This is a genomic window from Agromyces arachidis, from assembly GCF_052805135.1.
The window spans coordinates 148365-166125 of the sequence record NZ_JBRBDK010000003.1; the positions used below are offsets into that span (position 1 = coordinate 148365).

The 17761-nt window shown below is 71.2% G+C and carries 14 protein-coding genes and 1 pseudogene; 6 read left to right on the plus strand and 9 right to left on the minus strand.

The genetic code is table 11. The features are described 5' to 3' along the window. Positions 1-70 precede the first annotated feature (70 nt). A complete protein-coding gene (locus ACUY4T_RS05635) occupies positions 71-1504 on the minus strand; it encodes a CCA tRNA nucleotidyltransferase (protein ID WP_446017932.1) in 1434 nt (477 codons plus the stop codon). Between the two features lie 96 nt (positions 1505-1600). Here ACUY4T_RS05635 and ACUY4T_RS05640 point away from each other — a divergent pair, with 96 nt between their 5' ends. The 6 genes from ACUY4T_RS05640 to ACUY4T_RS05665 all read left to right on the plus strand — a co-directional run bounded on the left by ACUY4T_RS05640 (position 1601) and on the right by ACUY4T_RS05665 (position 9422). Then, a complete protein-coding gene (locus tag ACUY4T_RS05640; protein WP_446017933.1) occupies positions 1601-3787 on the plus strand; it encodes a DUF6049 family protein in 2187 nt (728 codons plus the stop codon). After that, entirely contained in the window at positions 3780-5402 is a 1623-nt protein-coding gene (gene murJ, locus ACUY4T_RS05645) for a murein biosynthesis integral membrane protein MurJ (protein ID WP_446017934.1), read from the plus strand. The genes ACUY4T_RS05640 and murJ overlap by 8 nt, the downstream gene beginning before the upstream one ends. A 126-nt stretch (positions 5403-5528) precedes the next feature. Further along, positions 5529-6536, plus strand: coding sequence for a thioredoxin-disulfide reductase (trxB, locus tag ACUY4T_RS05650; protein ID WP_446017935.1), 1008 nt, complete (start codon positions 5529-5531; stop codon positions 6534-6536). Between the two features lie 73 nt (positions 6537-6609). After that, the gene (trxA, locus tag ACUY4T_RS05655; protein WP_446017936.1) at positions 6610-6933 is read left to right on the plus strand and encodes a thioredoxin; all 324 of its coding nucleotides are present in this window, start codon (positions 6610-6612) and stop codon (positions 6931-6933) included. Between the two features lie 186 nt (positions 6934-7119). Further along, positions 7120-8442, plus strand: coding sequence for an aminotransferase-like domain-containing protein (locus ACUY4T_RS05660; protein ID WP_446017937.1), 1323 nt, complete (start codon positions 7120-7122; stop codon positions 8440-8442). A 17-nt stretch (positions 8443-8459) separates the two neighbouring features. Beyond that, positions 8460-9422: a D-alanine--D-alanine ligase family protein gene (locus ACUY4T_RS05665; protein WP_446017938.1), complete on the plus strand. Its 963-nt coding sequence runs from the start codon at positions 8460-8462 to the stop codon at positions 9420-9422. Between the two features lie 37 nt (positions 9423-9459). On the opposite strand, the gene ACUY4T_RS05670 is transcribed toward ACUY4T_RS05665, so the two are convergent. From ACUY4T_RS05670 to rpmH, 8 genes and pseudogenes are all read right to left on the minus strand, one after another. Further along, positions 9460-10434 (minus strand): ParB/RepB/Spo0J family partition protein, encoded by a 975-nt coding sequence (locus ACUY4T_RS05670; protein ID WP_446017939.1) that lies wholly within the window; start codon positions 10432-10434, stop codon positions 9460-9462. Next, entirely contained in the window at positions 10434-11306 is an 873-nt protein-coding gene (locus ACUY4T_RS05675; RefSeq protein WP_446018134.1) for a ParA family protein, read from the minus strand. The genes ACUY4T_RS05670 and ACUY4T_RS05675 overlap by 1 nt, the downstream gene beginning before the upstream one ends. A 3214-nt stretch (positions 11307-14520) precedes the next feature. Continuing rightward, on the minus strand, positions 14521-15177 hold the full coding sequence (gene rsmG / locus ACUY4T_RS05680; RefSeq protein WP_446017940.1) for a 16S rRNA (guanine(527)-N(7))-methyltransferase RsmG: 657 nt from the start codon (positions 15175-15177) through the stop codon (positions 14521-14523). A 28-nt stretch (positions 15178-15205) separates the two neighbouring features. Then, complete coding sequence (locus tag ACUY4T_RS05685) at positions 15206-15703, minus strand: Jag family protein (protein ID WP_446018135.1); 498 nt, start codon at positions 15701-15703, stop codon at positions 15206-15208. Positions 15704-15708: 5 nt separating this feature from the next. Next, positions 15709-16665 carry a membrane protein insertase YidC gene (yidC, locus tag ACUY4T_RS05690; RefSeq protein ID WP_446017941.1) on the minus strand — a complete coding sequence of 319 codons (957 nt, stop codon included), beginning with the start codon at positions 16663-16665 and terminating at the stop codon, positions 15709-15711. A gap of 219 nt (positions 16666-16884) precedes the next feature. Continuing rightward, a pseudogene (yidD, locus tag ACUY4T_RS05695) lies at positions 16885-17217 on the minus strand (membrane protein insertion efficiency factor YidD); the annotation flags it as partial. Further along, positions 17180-17590 carry a ribonuclease P protein component gene (rnpA, locus tag ACUY4T_RS05700; protein WP_446017942.1) on the minus strand — a complete coding sequence of 137 codons (411 nt, stop codon included), beginning with the start codon at positions 17588-17590 and terminating at the stop codon, positions 17180-17182. The gene rnpA and the pseudogene yidD, both read right to left, overlap by 38 nt. A gap of 7 nt (positions 17591-17597) precedes the next feature. Then, positions 17598-17735 carry a 50S ribosomal protein L34 gene (gene rpmH, locus ACUY4T_RS05705; protein ID WP_058724833.1) on the minus strand — a complete coding sequence of 46 codons (138 nt, stop codon included), beginning with the start codon at positions 17733-17735 and terminating at the stop codon, positions 17598-17600. Positions 17736-17761: the final 26 nt, after the last annotated feature.

Genomic DNA, 17761 nt, shown 5'->3' on the forward strand with positions numbered 1-17761 from the left:
GACAACCGGTCAAGTGTAACGGATGCCGCATCCGCGCGCACATCCGCGCGGCCGGCCCCCCGCGACCCGGTCAGGCGTCGCCGCGAGACGCCCACCAGGCGAGCAGCCGCTCGCGCGCGGCATCCGGCCCGATCGGGCCCTCGTCGAGCCGCACGTCGAGGAGGAACTTGTACGCCTCGCCGACCGCCGGCCCAGGGCGGATGCCGAGCGCCGCCATGATCTCCTGCCCGTCGAGCTCGGGGCGGACGGCCGCGAGCTCCTCCTCCTCGGCCAGGCGCGCGATGCGCTCCTCGAGGTCGTCGTAGGCGAAGCCGAGTCGGTCGGCCTTGCGGCGGTTGCGCGTGGTGACATCCGCCCGGGTGAGGATGTGCAGCCGTTCGAGCTGGTCGCCGGCGTCGCGGACGTAGCGGCGCACGGCCGAATCGGACCATGCACCGTCGGTGTACCCGAAGAAGCGCAGGTGCAGCTCGATCAGCCGGGCGACCGCCTTGACGGTGTCGTTGTCGAACCGGAGCTCGCGCAGGCGCTTCTTCGCGAGCTTCGCGCCCACCATGTCGTGGTGGTGGAACGACACGGCGCCGCCGGGCTCGAGCCGACGCGTGGCGGGCTTGCCGATGTCGTGCAGCAGCGCCGCCAGCCGCAGGACCAGGTCGGGGGAGTCCAGGTTGCCGCGCGACACCTCGTAGTCGATGGCCTGGTCGAGCACGGTGAGCGAGTGCTCGTACACGTCCTTGTGGTGGTGGTGCTCGTCGATCTCGAGCTTCAGCGCGGGGATCTCGGGCAGCACCCGCTCGGCGATGCCGCTCTCGACGAGCAGGCGGATGCCGCGGCGCGGGGCGGCGGTGCACAGCAGCTTCGACAGCTCGTCGCGCACCCGCTCGGCGGAGATGCGGTCGATCTCGGGCGCGAGCGCCGACATCGCGGCGAGCGTGCCGGGCTCGACCTCGAAGCCGAGCTGCGACGCGAACCGCGCAGCGCGCATCATCCGCAGCGGATCGTCGCCGAACGAGACCTCGGGCTCGGACGGCGTCCGGAGGACCCCGGCGATGAGGTCCTCCACGCCGCCGGACGGATCGACGAGCGCGAGCTGGGGGAGCCGGAGGGCGAGCGCGTTCACCGTGAAGTCGCGGCGCACGAGATCGTCGTCGAGCGAGCTGCCGAACACCACCTCGGGCTTGCGCGAGGCGCCGTCGTACGAGTCGGCGCGATACGTGGTGACCTCGACGGTGTGGCCGTGGATCTTCGCCCCGATGGTGCCGAAGTCGCGGCCGATGTCCCAGTGGGCCTCGGCGATCGGCTTCACGACCTCGAGGATCTCGTCGGGCGTGGCGTCGGTCGTGAAGTCGAGGTCGTTGGTGCTGCGGCCGAGGAACGCGTCGCGCACGGGGCCGCCGACGAGGGCGAGTTCGTGCCCCGCCGCGGCGAACGCCTCGGCCAGGGCCGCGACGGTCGGCGAGGCCGCGAGACCACTGAGGCGGTCGAGGGCCTGCGCCACGCTCTGCATTGCTCCATGTTAAGCAGTGCCGCGAGGGCGGCGGCGCGCCCACCGCGCCATCCACACCCTGCGGTCCGGCAGATCGCACGCCGTAGAATCGCTGCCATGCCGGCCGAGTCGACTCCCCCTCGACGCCTCCGCCGACTCCTCGCCCACACCGCCGCCACCGCCGCGTGCGCCCTCGTCGCGCTCGGCGGAGCGCTGGCCCCGATCGGTTCCGCCGGCCTCGGAGCGCCGGCCGCGGCCGCGGCGGAAGAGGAGGCGGGCGAGGGCGTCCGCCTCAGCGTCGCCCCCGCGGGCGCCGCGTCGGTCTCGGCGGGCGGCGCGTTCGACGTGGTGGTCGAGATCGTGAACCGCACGGATGCCGCGATCGACGCCGGCACCATCAGCCTCGAGGTGGGCGGGGAGCTCCTGGAGGCCGACGACGTCGACGACTGGTCGGGCGCCGCGCCCGATGCCCGGCCCGCGTCGAGCCCCGTCGCCGAGCGCGCGACCGCCTCGCTCGCGGCGGGCGCGGCCACGACCCTGACCTTCTCGGTCCCCGCCGATGCGACCGACGCGTCCTGGCCCGTCGTGGGCGTCGGGGCCTCGCTCCAGGTCGACGGGCAGGCCGTGGCGGATGCCACCACGGTGATCGCCAACTCACGCGTCGCCGCACCCGAGCGGGTGGGGCTCTCCCTCGCGTACCCGCTCACCACGCCGCCCATCGAGGCGGGGCTGATCCCCGCCGACCGGCTCGCGGACTGGACGGCGCCCGCCGGTGCCCTGAGCCGCCAGCTCGACGCCGTCGACGGGGCCGACGTCGCCGTGGCCCTCGACCCCCGGATCCCGGCCTCGATCCGGGCCCTCGGCTCCTCGGCCCCGCAGTCGGCGGTCGAATGGCTCGCCGAGCTCGAGCGGATGCCGAACGAGGTGTTCCCGCTCGCCTACGCCGATGCCGACCTGGCCGCGCAGGCGCAGGCCGGGCTCGAGGAGCCCCTCGAACCGCTGGGATTCGACGACGTGGTCGACCCGGCCGACTTCGCCGACGACGCGGCGGACGACGGCACGTCGACCGCGCCGCCCGGCGAGGCGCCCGACGCCGAGGCCCTGCTCGACTGGGCCTTCACGCGGACCGACATCGCCTGGCCGGCCGACGAGACGGTCGCGTCGGGCGACCTCGACATGTTCGCCGCGGGGGGCCTCACCACCGCCATCCTCGCCCCGGGCAACGTCGAGCCGGTCGCCGGAACCGCGGGCGCGGCCGCCACGGTCGACGGTCGTGCGGCGGTCGTCGCCGACGACCGAGTGACCCCCGCGCTCCGCGCCGCGGCCGGTGCGGCATCCGACACCGAGTGGCGCGCCGCCCTCTCCCGCGGCGTGGCCGAACTCGCGCTCGCCTCGGCCGACGGTCCGAGCACGCTCCTCGTGACGTTCGCCCGGTCGGGCGGCGGGGACGCCGACCGGGTGGCCGCCACCATCGCCGCCCTCTCGAGCACGCCGTGGTCGCAGCCGGCGACGCTCGTCGACGCGGTCGGCGCGCCTCCGACCGCGCGCACGCTGGTCCCGCTTCCGGAGCCGCAGCAGCGTCTCGACAACGTCCGGCGCATGCTGGCCGCCGAGCGATCGGTCGACGAGTTCTCCGACGTGCTCGCCGACCCCTCGGTCCTGACCGCGCCCACCCGTCGGGACCTGCTCGCGCTGCTCGCGACGGGCTGGATCGGCATGGACGTCGACTGGACCGGGGCGGTCGGGGGCTGGCTGGTCGAGCAGCGGGCGATCACCGATGCCGTCTCGATCGTGCCGAGCAGCACGGTGCTCGTCGTCGCCAGCGAGACCGGCATCCCCATCACGATCCTGAACGCGCTGCCCTACCCGGTCGAGGTGATCGTGAGCGTCGCGCCCTCGAACGGCCGGCTCATCGTCGAGGACTCCGTCGACGTCGTCGTGGAGGCCGAGACCCGCAGCACCGTCAGCGTTCCGGTCGCCGCCGGCGTCGGCAGCGGCGAGGTCGCGCTCGAGGTGTCGCTGGCCTCGCCCGACGGCACGCCCGTCGGCGACGCCGTCACGGTGCCGGCGAACGTGCAGGCCGACTGGGAGGGCGTGGGAGCGGCCGTGCTCGCCGCGATCGCGGTCGCGGTCTTCGCGATCGGCGTCCTCCGCAGCGTGCGCCGGCGGCGCACGGCCCGGGCCGAGTCGGCCGCGGATGCCACGCCCGCGACCACCGACGACGAGGCCGCCGCATCGCGCGTCGAGCCGCCCGCCGCGCCCGGTGAGCACCCCGAGACTCCGGAGGAACGACCGAATGGCTGAAGACCGGATCGCCCGAGCGAGTCTCTTCCTGGCGTCCGGCACGATCGTGTCGCGCCTGCTCGGGTTCCTCAAGGCGATCGTGCTCGCCGCGACCATCGGCGTGGTCGGGTCGGCCAGCGCCGACGCGTTCGCCGTCGCCAACGGACTGCCGAACACGATCTACGTGATCGTGGCCGGCGGAGTCCTGAGCGCGGTGCTGGTCCCGCAGATCGTGCGCGCGAGCGCCCACGCCGACGGCGGCAGCGCGTACATCAACAAGCTGGTGACGCTGGCCCTCGTGGTGGTCGGCGCGGCAACGGTGGCGGCGACGGCACTCGCCCCCGTCCTCGCCTGGCTCTACGGCGGCAGCTTCCCCCCGGACACCCTCGCCCTCGCCACCGCCTTCGCGTTCTGGTGCCTGCCGCAGATCTTCTTCTACGGCCTCTACACGCTGCTCGGCGAGGTGCTCAACGCGCGGCGCAGCTTCGGTCCGTTCACCTGGGTGCCCGTGCTGAACAACCTCGTCGCGCTGGCCGGCCTCGTGGCCTTCGGGCTGCTCTTCGGCTTCGATCCCGACGGCACCCGCGACGCGTCGGACTGGACGCCCGGCATGATCGCCCTGCTCGCCGGCTCCGCGACCCTCGGCATCGCGGCCCAGGCCCTGGTGCTGTTCTGGTTCTGGCGACGCATCGGCCTGCGGTACCGTCCCGACTTCCGGTGGCGAGGGGTCGGGCTGGGATCCGCCGGCCGGATGGCGGCCTGGACGTTCGGCATGCTCCTGCTCACCACCTTCGCCGGGATCGTGCAGACGCGCGTCGTCGCCACGGCCTCCGCGCAGGGCGCGTCCGTGGCGGCGATCGAGAACGCGTGGCTGATCTTCATGCTCCCGCACTCGGTCATCACGGTCTCCATCGCGACGGCGTACTTCACCCGCATGAGCGAGCACGCGAGAGACGGCGAGCTCGGCCGCGTGCGCGACGACCTCTCGGGCGCCGTCCGGGCGGTCATGCTCATCCTCACGCTGGCATCGGCCGTGCTGGTCGTCGTCGCCTACCCGTTCGCGGCGGTCTTCCAGCCCGGCAACTTCGCCAACGCCGCGGCGCTCGGCAACGTGATCATCGCCTTCGCCATCGGGCTCGTGGCCTTCAGCGTGCTGTTCGTCGTGCAGCGGACCTTCTACGCGCTCGGCGACACGCGCACGCCGTTCGTCTTCACGCTCGTGCAGGTCGTCGTCTTCACGGCCGCCGCGCTCACCTGCCTGCTGCTGCCGCCCGAATGGATCGCCGTGGGCGTCGCGCTGTCGACCACCGTCGCCGGGATCATCCAGCTCGGGCTCGCCGTGGCCCTCCTGCGTCCGAAGCTCGGCCGGCTCGACGGCACCCGGGTCGTGAAGAGCCTCGCCCGCGACGTCGTCGCGGTCATCGTGCCGATCCTCGCCGGCGTGGCCCTGGTATCCGTGCTCGGCGGGTTCGAAGCGGGCGGGTTCGCGATCGCCGACCGCTGGAGCGCCGTGCTGGTGATGGCGCTCGTCGGGGCGGTCATGTCCGTCCTGTACGGAGGCATCCTCTGGCTCCTGCGGTCGCCGGAACTCCGCGGGTTCGCGACGCCCGTCATCGCCCGCCTCCGGCGTCGCTGAGCACCCTGAGAGCACCCTGCGAGCCGCGCCGCTGGGCGGAATAGCGGCCGCCTAGACTGTGTTCACCTTGTCGTGGCATCCGCTGGATAGGATGCCGCGGACCATCGCAGGACGACAGGAGCGGGTTTGCGCGACATCATCATCATCGGATCGGGACCGGCCGGGTTCACCGCGGCCGTCTATGCGGCCCGCGCCGAGTTGAAGCCCCTGCTCATCGCCAGTTCGGTCGAGATCGGCGGCGAGCTGATGAACACGACCGAGGTCGAGAACTTCCCCGGCTTCCCCGAGGGCATTATGGGCCCCGACCTGATGGGCAAGATGCAGGCCCAGGCCGAGCGCTTCGGCACCGAAGTCGTCTACGACGACGTGGTCGAGCTCGACGTCGAGGGTCCGGTCAAGCGCGTGAAGCTCGGCGGCGGATCCGAGCACGAGGCGAAGGCGATCGTGTTCGCCACCGGTTCGGCCTACCGCAAGCTCGGACTGCCCGAGGAGGAGCGCCTGTCGGGATACGGCCTGTCGTGGTGCGCCACGTGCGACGGGTTCTTCTTCCGCGAGAAGACGATCGCGGTCGTCGGAGGCGGCGACTCGGCGATGGAGGAGGCGACGTTCCTCACCCGGTTCGCCGACAAGGTGTACGTGATCCACCGGCGCGACGAGCTCAAGGCGTCCAAGATCATGCAGCAGCGCGCGTTCGACAACCCGAAGATCGAGTTCATCTGGAACGCCGAGGTGGCCGCCATCCTGGGCGACACCCAGGTCAGCGGCGTCACGCTGCGCGACACCGTGACCGGCCAGGAGCGCGCGCTCGACCTCGACGGGCTCTTCGTCGCGATCGGCAACGACCCGCGCACGCACCTCGTGCACGGCAAGCTCGACCTGACGCCCGAGGGCACGATCGCGGTGCAGGGCCGCTCGTCCCGGACGTCCGTGCCCGGTGTCTTCGCGGCCGGCGACGTCATCGACCCGACCTACCGCCAGGCCGTGACGGCCGCGGGATCGGGCACCGTCGCCGCGCTCGACGCCGAGCACTACCTCGCCGCGCTCGAGGACACCGGCGAGCAGCCGGAGGCCGCCGAGGCCGAGGCCGTCGAGGTCGACCAGGCGGTCGCCGCGGATCTCGCTCGCGTCGACTGAGTATTCCCGTCGCGGCATCCGCTCGGATGCCGCATCCCAGGCGCCATGCGCCGCTCGAGAAGGAGACACACACATGACTGCTCGCGCAGTGACCCAGGCCACCTTCGACCAGGAGGTGCTGCAGAACGAGCGCGCCGTGCTCGTGGACTTCTGGGCGGAGTGGTGCGGCCCGTGCCGCGCCGTCAGCCCCATCCTCGACCAGATCGCGAGCGAGCACGCCGACAAGCTCGACATCGTGAAGCTGAATGTCGACGAGAACCCCGACCTCGCGATGAAGTACCAGATCACCGCCATCCCCGCGATGAAGGTCTTCAAGGGCGGCGAGGTCGTGCACACGGTCATCGGCGCCAAGCCGAAGCCCATGCTCGAGGCCGACCTCGCGCAGTTCATCGGCTGAGCGCGCTCGCGCCTCGAGGCCCGTCCCGGTCCGCCGGGGCGGGCCTTCGCCGTCCGCGCCGCGCCGCTCGACATCGGATGCCGTCATCGGCATGACTGCCGCTCCGGTGTCACGGAGCGCCATCCGCTTCGGGGTCGGCTCGACCGGCTGGCTAGCATGGGAACCCTGAGCAGAACGGAACCAGCAGTGACCCCTGACGGAGTGCCCCAGCGGGCCGGCAACAACCTCGACCCCTGGTACGCGAACTACGCCGAACGAGCCGCCGGATTCGCCGCCTCCGAGGTCCGGGCGCTGTTCGCCGTGGCATCCCGGCCCGAGGTGGTCTCACTCGCCGGCGGCATGCCGTACGTGTCCGCCCTGCCGCAGGAGCTGATCACCTCGGCGTTCGAGCGGGTCATGCGCGAGCAGGGGCCCGTGGCACTCCAGTACGGTTCCGGCCAGGGGATCCCGCGGCTCCGGGAGCACATCCGCGAGGTGATGTCGCTCGAGGGGATCCGCGCCTCCGTCGACAACGTCGTCACCTCGACCGGGTCTCAGCAGGCGCTCGACTTCGTCGCGAAGCTCTTCCTCGATCCCGGCGACGTGGTGCTGGCCGAAGCGCCGTCGTACGTCGGCGCCATGGGCGTCTTCCGCTCGTACCAGGCGTCGGTGGTGCACGTGGCGATGGACGAGGACGGGCTGATCCCCGAGGCGCTCCGGCAGACCATCGCCCACCTCCGCGGCCAGGGTCGACGGATCAAGTTCCTCTACACGATCCCCAACTTCCACAATCCGGCCGGCGTCACCTTATCGGCCGGCCGACGGCCCGAGATCCTCGAGATCTGCCGATCCAACGAGATCCTCGTGCTCGAGGACAACCCGTATGGCCTCCTGCACTTCGACGAGCCGGCGCCCGATGCGCTGCGGTCCATGGACCCCGAGGGCGTCGTGTACCTGGGCTCGTTCTCCAAGACGCTCGCCCCGGGCTTCCGCGTCGGGTGGGCGCTCGCGCCGCACGCCATCCGCGAGAAGCTCATCCTGGCGGCCGAGTCGGCCATCCTCTCGCCGTCGTCGTTCAGCCAGTTGGTGGTGTCCGAGTACCTCTCGCAGGCCGACTGGCGCGGGCAGATCGACGCGTTCCGCGGTGTCTACCGCGAACGCAAGGACGCCATGATCGGCGCGCTCCAGGAGTACCTTCCCCAGTTGTCGTGGACGAACCCGAACGGCGGGTTCTACGTCTGGGTCACGCTGCCCGACGTCCTCGACTCGAAGCAGATGCTCCCGCGCGCCGTCCGCGAGCTCGTCGCGTACACGCCGGGCACGGCCTTCTTCGCCGACGGCCGCGGTCGCCACGCCATCCGCCTCTCGTTCTGCTACCCGACCCCGGAGGCCATCCGCCTGGGCATCCGGCGCCTGGCGACCGTGGTCAACGGGGAGCTCGACCTGCTCGACACGTTCGCGGGCACCGGACCACTGCAGCTGCCCGAACGCCCCGGCATCGAGCCGGCCCCTCCCACCGACCTGAAGTAGTGGAGAAATCCCTGATCATGAGCGATTCGACTAGTCTCGATGTCATCGTCCTCGCCGGCGGCATCTCGCACGAGCGCGACGTCTCCCTCCGTTCGGGCCGCCGGGTCGCCGATGCGCTGACGCAGGCGGGCCATCGGGTCGAGTTGCGCGATCCGGATGCGGGGCTGCTCCCGTACCTGACCGAGCACCGCCCCGACGCGGTCTTCCCGGCGCTGCACGGTGCGAGCGGCGAGGACGGCTCGCTGCTCGAGCTGCTCGCCGCGCTCGGCGTGCCGACGGTCGGCTCGACCGGCGCCGCGGCGCGCCGGGCCTGGTCGAAGCCCGTGGCGAGCTCGCTCGTGGCGCAGGCGGGGTTGTCGGTGCCGCGCTCGATCGTGCTGTCGCACGAGGCCTTCCGCGAGCTCGGCGCATCGAGCGTCCTCCGCGTGGTGCGGTCGGCGATGCAGGGTGACCTCGTCGTCAAGCCCGAGTCGGGCGGATCGGCGCAGGGCGTCTCGATCGTCGAAGACCCGTCCGAGCTGCCGCGCGCCATGGTCGAGGCGTTCACCTACGCCGAGGTCGCCGTGGTGGAGCAGCGCATCGTCGGCACCGAGATCGCGATCGGCATCGTCGGACCCGAAGCCGACCCGCGAGCGCTCACCGCGGTCGAGATCGTCCCGACGACCGGGGTCTACTCGTTCCAGGAACGGTACAACGCGGGGGAGACCACGTTCTTCGCTCCCTGCCGCCTCGACGAGCCGACCGTGCAGGCAGCGACGGATGCCGCGCTCCTCGCGCATCGCACGCTCGGGCTGCGCGATCTCTCGCGTGTCGACCTCATCGTCGACGAGCACGGCACGCCCTGGTTCCTGGAGGCGAACGTGCTGCCAGGCCTGACCGAGACGTCGTTGCTGCCCCTCGCGATCGAGGCATCCGACACGGACGCGGCGTCCCTCTACGACGAGCTCGTCAGGAGTGCGGCCGCGCGCGGCGCCGAGTAGCGGTGGAGTGGCGGTCCGGTCCGCGAAACGCCGCTGCCTACATTCCCTCGAGGTCCGCGCCCATCTCGGTCAGGATCCGGCGGAGGTCCTGGACCGTGGCGAAATCAATGCTGATCTGCCCTTTTCGAGCGCCGAGCGTGATCTTCACCCGGGTGTCGAGCCGGTCGCCCAGACGCCCCGACAGGTCGTCGAGGAACTCCTGCCGCTTGCCGGCGGCCGGCTTCGCACGAGCCGGCTTCGGCGCCTGCGCGACGATCGCCTCGGCCGCGCGGACCGAGAGGTCCTCGTTGACGATCTTGTCGGCCAGCTTCTGCATGGCCTCGGGATCGCCCGCCGCGAGGATCGCCCTGGCATGCCCCGCGCTCAGAACCCCCGCGGCGACGCGGAGCTGCACTGCTTCGGGGAGCTTGAGCAGCCGCAGCGTGTTGGAGATCTGCGGCCGCGACCGACCGATCCGGGTCGCGAGCTCCTCCTGGGTGATCCCGAAGTCGGACAGGAGCTGCTGGTACGCGCTGGCTTCCTCGAGCGGGTTGAGCTGCGAGCGGTGCAGATTCTCCAGGAGCGCGTCGCGGAGCATCGCCTCGTTGGCGGTGTCCTTGATGACCGCGGGGATCGTGGCCAGTCCGGCGGCCTTCGTCGCCCGGAGCCGGCGCTCGCCCATGACGAGCTCGTACTTCCCGGGTTCGTCGGGATGCGGCCGGACGACGATCGGCTGCAGCACGCCGAACTCGGTGATGCTGTGCACGAGTTCGGCGAGGTCCTCGGGGTCGAAGACCGTGCGCGGCTGCTGCGCGTTCGGCAGGATGTCGTCGGGGTTCAGCCGGGCGAGGTGTGCCCCGGGCACGGTGACGAGGTTCGCGTCCGCGGCATCCTCGACCGCCGACACGGCGGGCTTCGGCGCCTCGCTGTCGGGGAAGAAGACGTCGACCGGGCGATTGATGCGCGGGGCGTCCTCGGTGGTCGGGATCAGCGCGCCGATGCCTCGTCCGAGACCGGTCCGCTTGGTTGCCATCAGTTGATCTCCTTGGGTTCCGACGCACCGCGCCGCGCGATCTCAGCGGCGGCCTCGCGATACGACAGCGAGCCGCTGGAGGCGAAGTCGTAGCTGATCACGCTCTGACCGTAGCTCGGGGCCTCCGACACCCGAACCGAGCGGGGGATGATCGTGTCGAGCGTCTGGTTGGGGAAGTGATCGCGCACCTCCTGGGCGACCTGCTGCGCGAGGTTGGTGCGGGAATCGTACATCGTCAGCAGGATCGTGGTCAGCCTGAGTTCGGGGTTCAGGTGCTTCTCGATGAGCTCGATGTTGCTGAGCAGCTGCGAGAGCCCCTCGAGTGCGTAGTACTCGCACTGGATGGGGATCAGGACCTCGCGTGCCGCGACGAACGCGTTGATGGTCAACAGCCCGAGGGACGGCGGGCAGTCGATGAAGACGTAGTCGTACGGCCGGTCCATGGATGCGAGGTGTGCATCGAGGGCACGGCGCAGTCGCTGCTCACGGGCGACCAGCGAGACCAGTTCGATCTCGGCGCCGGCGAGATGGATGGTCGCCGGCACGCAGTCCAGTCGCTCGTGCTCGGTCGACGACTGGATCACCTCGGCGAGTGGCAGATCCGAGACGAGGACCTCGTAGACGCTCTGCCGCTCCGAACGGTGGTCGACCCCGAGTGCGGTGGACGCGTTGCCCTGGGGGTCGAGGTCGATCACGAGGACATGCGCCCCGGCGCGAGCCAGTGCCGCCGCGAGATTGACCGCCGACGTGGTCTTCCCGACCCCGCCCTTCTGGTTCGAGATCGTGAAGACTCGCGTGGCGGGCGGAAGCGGGAGGACGGTCTGCTCGAGCGCGATACGCCGCCGGGTCTCGTCGGCAATCTGGTCAGCCAGGGGAGTTCCTCCGTCTTGTTCAGGTGTTTCACGTGAAACATCACCGCGTTCCGCGACGCCGGGCTCACGATCGAGGGGCGCGGAAGGCGAGTCGACGACCCCGACCTCGCCGGTCGGGGACGCATCGTGGTGTCGCACGGGCGTCTCGGGAATCGGTGCGACCGCGCCCTCGGAAGGGTACTCCACTGACGAGTCGCCCGTGGACGCGCCGGTTCCATGCTCCGGTTCGGCCTGGGCATGCGCAACGTCAGGGGTACGCGCGCCAGGCTCGGCCGTCAGGTCCGGCGTGGGCGGGGCGACCGCAGGGGAGGCGTGCCCGTCCTGGATGGCCTCGTCCACTGCATGCACTCCGCCCGGTTCGATCGCGGACGCGCCGACGACCGTCGAGGACGACGGGGCGGCCTCGGCCACAGGCGGGGAAGGGTTCGCCGGCTCTGCGCGGGGCGGCTGCAGGCTCGAAACGGTCTCCGCCGTGGCGTCGCCCACGATCTCGCGGATGATCTCCTCGAGCAGCCGGTCGGGCTCGCTCCGCGGGAGTGGCGAGGTCGTCGCGGGTTCGCTCGATCCGCCGTCATCGGAGAGCGCCGCGGCCGTCGCGGCATCCCAGTCGTACCGGGCGGGCCTGGTCGCCTCAGCTCGCCGATCGGGCTCCGGAGGAGGCACCCGCGGATCAGTCCGCTCGGCGGTCACCGGCGCGACGGGAGCAGGGCGGGATGCGGTCGCGACCTCCGGACCTCGGTCGAAGGGCTCGCGCGCCGCTGTGGTCGCGCCACGGTCGGCGTCCCGTGTCTGCGTGGCTTCGGTGGGTCGTTCCGGTGCAGGTCGTGGCGGTTCGCCCGTCAGCGCGCGATCCGCCTGGCTCGTCGACGGTCGAGGGGCGCGGTTCGGGTCGAGCAACTCATCGAACTCTCGTCGAGCGCGGTCCCGGTCGACGTACGCGGTGGGCACGAAGTTCGTCTCGCCGGCCGCACCGCGACCCGCGTCGTACGCCTCGATCCGGGTCAGCTCGGGCTCGGGCGTCGGGGCGGGCGTCGGATCGGGACGCGGATTCCTCCGGCGGAACCAGCCGCGCCCCCCGCCATTCGCCATGCCTGCTCCCACCCGTTCGAGTTCGCTGCCACTCCGTCCCGCGGCGATCTCCGACTAGCCTAACCGCCGGGTCGGACCCCGCCCGGAAGCCTCGTACGGCGCGCTTCGGAGTTCGGCTGAACTGCAGGACGCACCCAGCCGGGAGGCGGTGCTCGAGGGTCCGTTTCACGTGAAACGCTCCGTATTCCTCGCTCCGATCCGACTCGACCGCGGGAGCGAGACCATGAGTGCGGGATCAGGGGACCGATCCGGCTCGCCGCCGGAGCGACGCGGCGCAGGGCTCCGAGCCGTCGGCGTAACCTCGAGCATGCCGGAACTTGGCGAGCGCCTTCCAACGGTCCGCCCGATGGTTCAGGGAGCTGCCGTCGCCGGCAGCGGGCGGTCCCGGCGCTGGTGCTCGGCGACACGCAGGCTGCCGCTCCGTCGGTGAAGCCCATCGGACGGACCGATCGGATCCCGCGCGTTCGAGCGGACAACGGGGCACGCAATCGTCGACTGCTCGCTCCTGGTTCAAGATTTTGGTCGGAATCTCGCGCGTGCTCACCGGGCTGCGCGGACCGGTAGTCGGGGACGACGAACGCAGCCTGCTGCACGGCGAGGAGCTCACATCGGACGGACAGCGGGACGGGCGCAGATCGTCCGCGGTTCGGGTACTGCGTTCCCCTACGTGAGCAGCCCAACGAGCTGTGAGCGGCCTCGCCACTCTGTGGGCATCGGTTCAGACCACCCCGTCGGCCGCGCGGTGTCGGGCTCGCGTCGGCAATACTCTGCCGGGTTTCCGAGTTCTCCCATCGGCACGGTACCGCGATGATCCGGCCCCGGCGGAAACCGCATGCCCTGAACCGGGGGGCAACGCCGTCGGTGGCGTGGAGAGGCGTCCCGACCCGAGCGGCGCCCCACCGCTTCGCGCCCGGCCGCACCCAAAGGGACACCCTCGGCCGGCTCTCGCGCATCGCGCCATGCTGGTTCGATACACCCCAGGGCGTGATGGACACTCCACCGATCCTGTAACCGCCCGCGTTCCCTCGGCCATCCATCGGAACCTGCAGCCGCGCTGCAGATCGATCCGTGACCGCTGCTCGCGGTCGCCGGCGACTCCATCCACGGAGTCCGCGGGGCGGCCGGGCGCAGGTCAACACGCGCCGGCCGGAGCCACTCAGCCACCCGACGGCACCTCGCCACCTCGCGGTCGATCTCGTCCGTTTCACGTGAAACGTGGCGGCGCAGGGCCCGGCACGTCACTGAAACTGCGGCGGCGACCGCAGCACGGGCATTCGCGGCGCCACGGACCGTGTCATGGACTCAGCGACGCAGCCGGGGGGTGTCCGCGCCGCACCTTGCCGGCAGCACACCTGCGGGTTCCACTCGTCGCACGCGCTCACCTTCCGCGTCAGCATGAGGGCCCTGATGGCCGCCATCGCACGATCCGCTGCGCTGGGCCGCGACGGCGAGTCGTTGGTGGCCGCGGGTCTGGCCGCGCTCGAGGAGGATCCGGCGGCGACGCGGCGTCGGGTCGCCGAGGCGCCCGCGACGCTCCACGCGCATGGGCTGATCCGTCCACATGTGGACGGCTCGGGTCGGCGTCCGCCGACGATCGGGGGGAGAGCAGCGAGACGACCGAGGCCGGTGCGGCGGGAGGCGCGGCAAGACGAGCGCACCCTGACCGACCGACGCCCGCGGCAGCCGACTCGATCGAGGTCCGCGGTGTCCGCCGGCCGTCGACCGAGCCCTCGCCCGCTGAGCGCGGTACAGCATCGAGCGACCCCAGGGCGGAACGGCGGGGAGCGGTACGCAGGTCGGCGACAGAGAACGGCGGCGGGTTCCGCCTTCCGGCGCCAGCAGCACCGGGCTCGACGGTGTTTCACGTGAAACGCCGCATGCGAGCGGGTCCCCAATGCCCGCGCTCGATACGGCCGGCGGCAGATGCCGGATCGATCGCGACCGGAAAGCTCAGCGGGGATCGACTCCGAGCTTCACTGGGGGAGCGGCCGTATCTCAGGACCGCGGTGTTTCACGTGAAACGCCGCACGCGAGCGATCCCCGACGCACGGTGATCGGTGGAGTTGGGCATTCGCATCCCCGCGGAGGATGCGGTCGGCACCGATGGAAGCCGGCGCAGCGTGACCTACGCTCCCGGAACGCGCGCCCGGAACACCCGGGTCACCTCGTCGACCACGCCCTCGCCGAGAACGAGGGTCTCGACGTCCTGGAGGCGGAACTTCCGGATCGCCTTCTCGGCGGCGCCGATCTCGCCCGCGACGCCTGCGCCCTTCATCAGGATCAGTTCACCGCCCGGGGCGAGCAGGGGCGCCGTGATCGGGATCAGCGTGCGCAGTGCGCTCACCGCGCGCGCGGTGACCTGATCCAAGCGCCCATTCAGCTTGGCCTCCTCGGCGCGCGCTCGGACCACGTCGACGTTCTCGAGCTCCAGCTCGTCGACCTGGCGGTTCAACCACGCGACGCGGCGTTCCATTGGCTCGATCAGCGTCAGGTGCACGTCGGGACGGGCGATCGCCAGGACGACGCCCGGCAGGCCCGCACCGGAGCCGACATCCCCGACCCGACCGGGTCGGAGCAGCGGAGCGACCAACCCGGAGTTGACGACATGGCGGCGCCAGAGTCGCGGGAGTTCCAGCGGACCGATCAGGCCCAGCTCCTCGCCGTGGAGGGCGAGGTTCTCGGTGAAACGCCGAACAGTCGCAAGCTGGTCGCCGAACACCGTCGCCGCCGAGGCGGGCTCGGTCTCCAGCGCCTCGCGCCAGTGGGGGAAGTGCTCAGTCATGTTCCACGTGAAACGGACGGGCGCCGAATCAGCCGACGCGAGTGATCACGGTGTGGCGCTCGGCCCCTTCGCCGCGCGACTCCGAGTGCAGCCCGCGCTCGGCGACCAGGTCGTGCACCAGCTTGCGCTCGTACGACGACATCGGGGGCAGTGCGGCCTCGGCAGCGCCGGCCTCGAGGCGCTCGGCCGCGCGGACGACCAGGCGGTTGAGCTCATCGCGTCGCGCATCGCGCGAACCGCCGATGTCGAGGATGAGGCGCGAGAACGCGCCAGTCTTGGTCTGCACGGCGAGCCGCGTGAGCTCTTGCAGGGCGGTGACCACGTCCGGCTTGGACAGCAGGGAGAGGTTGGCGCCCTCGGAAGCGTGCACCGAGACATACGCGCGGCCGTTGCGGGCGTCGATGTCGATGTCGCCGTCGAGGTCGCTGATGTCGAGCAGCTCCTCGATGTAGTCGGCCGCGATGTCGCCCTCCTCCTCGATCTGCTCGAGGGTTCGGTTCGCCGAGTCGGGCTTGACGTCGGTCATCGGGGTCACTTCCTCTTCTTCTTGCCGCGGTTCTTGCTCACCGGCTGCTGACGCTGCGTGGTCTTCTTCTCGGGCTCCTCGGATGCGCCATCCGCGGGCCCTTCGACGACGAGCTTGCCCTTCTTGGCGAGGCGCGCCTCACGGGCCTTCGCGGCCTCGCTCCCGGGCGTGGGCATGTTGCGGATGACGATGAACTGCTGGCCCATGGTCCAGAAGTTCGAGACGAGCCAGTAGAACATCACGCCGAGGGGGAAGGCGACGCCGGAGACGGCGAACACGAGGGGGAGCAGGTACAGCAGGATGCGCTGCTGGCGGAACATGGGGCTCGCCTTGGTCTCGGGCGACATGTTCTTCGAGACGATCTGCAGCTGGGTGATGAACTGCGACGCGGTCATCAGGATGATCATCACGACGGCCACGACCATGACCTGCCACGGGCCGCCCGCGTTCATGGCCTCGATGAAGGTGGAGCTCAGCGGCGCACCGAGGAAGGTCGAGCTGGCGAACGAGTCGGCGAGCTCCGGGGTCATCGCACCCACGCCGCCCCGCTCGGGGTTGCGCGACGCGTCGTTGAGCACCGAGAAGAGGCCGAAGAAGATCGGCATCTGCAGCAGGAGCGGGAGGCAGGAGGAGAGCGGGTTCGTGCCGGTGCGCTTGTAGAGGTCCATGGTCTCGCGCGACATGGCCTCACGCGAGAACTGGTCCTTCTTGCCCTTGTACTTGTCCTGGATCTTCTTCAGTTGCGGGGCGACCTCGAGCATGCGGCGCTGGCTCTTGATCTGGCGCACGAAGATCGGGATCAGCGCGGCGCGGACCACGATGACCAGGCCGACGATCGAGAGCACCCAGGTGATGCCGGCCTCGAAGGGCAGGCCCACGAACGTCCACAGCGAGTGGAACGCGACGAGGATCAGCTCGATGACCCATTTGATGGGCCAGAGGATGATGCTGAAGATGTCCATTGGAGCGGGTCAGTCCTTTCGGGACATGGTGGGGGAGAGGTCCGGGTCCGCGGGGCGATCGGTCGCGGATGCCGCGGGCGCGGCGCCGTCGGCGGGACGTCCGCGGTGTTCGTGGTCGGCGTGGACGTGGCCGCCCAGCCAGGCGATCGCCGGGCCGGTGGCGCGGCGACGACCCCGTCGGGCACGACGCTCGGAGGACTCCGCCGACCGTGCCCACCCGGGCGGGATCACGAAGCCGAACCGGGTCACGTGGAAGCGCCGCACCCGCGGCATGGGCACGTCGTCGACGCCGCCCCTCGACCACGGGTTGCAGCGCACGATCCGCCAGCCGGTCAGCGCCGAGCCGACCACCAGGCCGCGGTGCTGCACCGCGCCGAGACCGTAGGCCGAGCAGGACGGGTAGTACCGGCAGACGTCGCCGTACAGCGGGGACACCACCGCCCGATAGGCGCGGATGAGCAGGACGCCCGCGTTGCGGGGGAGGAGCCAGACGAACCAGGCGAGGTCTCGCACGTCACGCGTCTTTCGCTGCGAGGGAGGGGGAGGCGGCATCCGCTGCCGACGAGGGACGCGCACGCGACCCGGAACGTCGACGCTCGTGCACGTCGAGTGCCGAGACCACGTCGGCCCTGAGGGAATCGAAGTCGGCGCCGGCCGCCGTCGGCAGTGCGCGGACGACGACGTCGATCGCGGAGACTCCGCCGTCGACGAGCTCACGGCATGCGGCCTTCAGCCGGCGCCGGACGAGGTTGCGACGGACGGCCGAGCCGACCTTCTTGGAGACGATGAAGCCGAAGCGCGCGTCGGTGCCCGACTCCCGTGAGCGGAGGTAGCTCACGGTGTGGGCACCGGCGACCTTCGCGCCACGGCGCACGATGAACCGGTAGTCATCGGCGCTCGTGACGCGATTCGCTTTGGCGAGCACCGATCGCTTACGCGGAGAGTTCGGTGCGGCCCTTGGCACGGCGGGCCGCGAGGATGGCGCGGCCGGCGCGCGTGCGCATGCGGGCGCGGAAGCCGTGCTTCTTGGCGCGGCGGCGGTTGTTGGGCTGGAACGTACGCTTGCTCATTCTTCTTCTCCGGCTTCAGGGATCTC

Coding starts and splice junctions, on each gene's coding strand:
- ACUY4T_RS05635 (WP_446017932.1), bottom strand. CDS start 1,504: ATGCAGAGCGTGGCGCAGGCCCTCGACCGCCTCAGTGGTCTCGCGGCC.
- ACUY4T_RS05640 (WP_446017933.1), top strand. CDS start 1,601: ATGCCGGCCGAGTCGACTCCCCCTCGACGCCTCCGCCGACTCCTCGCC.
- murJ (WP_446017934.1), top strand. CDS start 3,780: ATGGCTGAAGACCGGATCGCCCGAGCGAGTCTCTTCCTGGCGTCCGGC.
- trxA (WP_446017936.1), top strand. CDS start 6,610: ATGACTGCTCGCGCAGTGACCCAGGCCACCTTCGACCAGGAGGTGCTG.
- ACUY4T_RS05665 (WP_446017938.1), top strand. CDS start 8,460: ATGAGCGATTCGACTAGTCTCGATGTCATCGTCCTCGCCGGCGGCATC.
- ACUY4T_RS05670 (WP_446017939.1), bottom strand. CDS start 10,434: ATGGCAACCAAGCGGACCGGTCTCGGACGAGGCATCGGCGCGCTGATC.
- rsmG (WP_446017940.1), bottom strand. CDS start 15,177: ATGACTGAGCACTTCCCCCACTGGCGCGAGGCGCTGGAGACCGAGCCC.
- ACUY4T_RS05685 (WP_446018135.1), bottom strand. CDS start 15,703: ATGACCGACGTCAAGCCCGACTCGGCGAACCGAACCCTCGAGCAGATC.
- yidC (WP_446017941.1), bottom strand. CDS start 16,665: ATGGACATCTTCAGCATCATCCTCTGGCCCATCAAATGGGTCATCGAG.
- rpmH (WP_058724833.1), bottom strand. CDS start 17,735: ATGAGCAAGCGTACGTTCCAGCCCAACAACCGCCGCCGCGCCAAGAAG.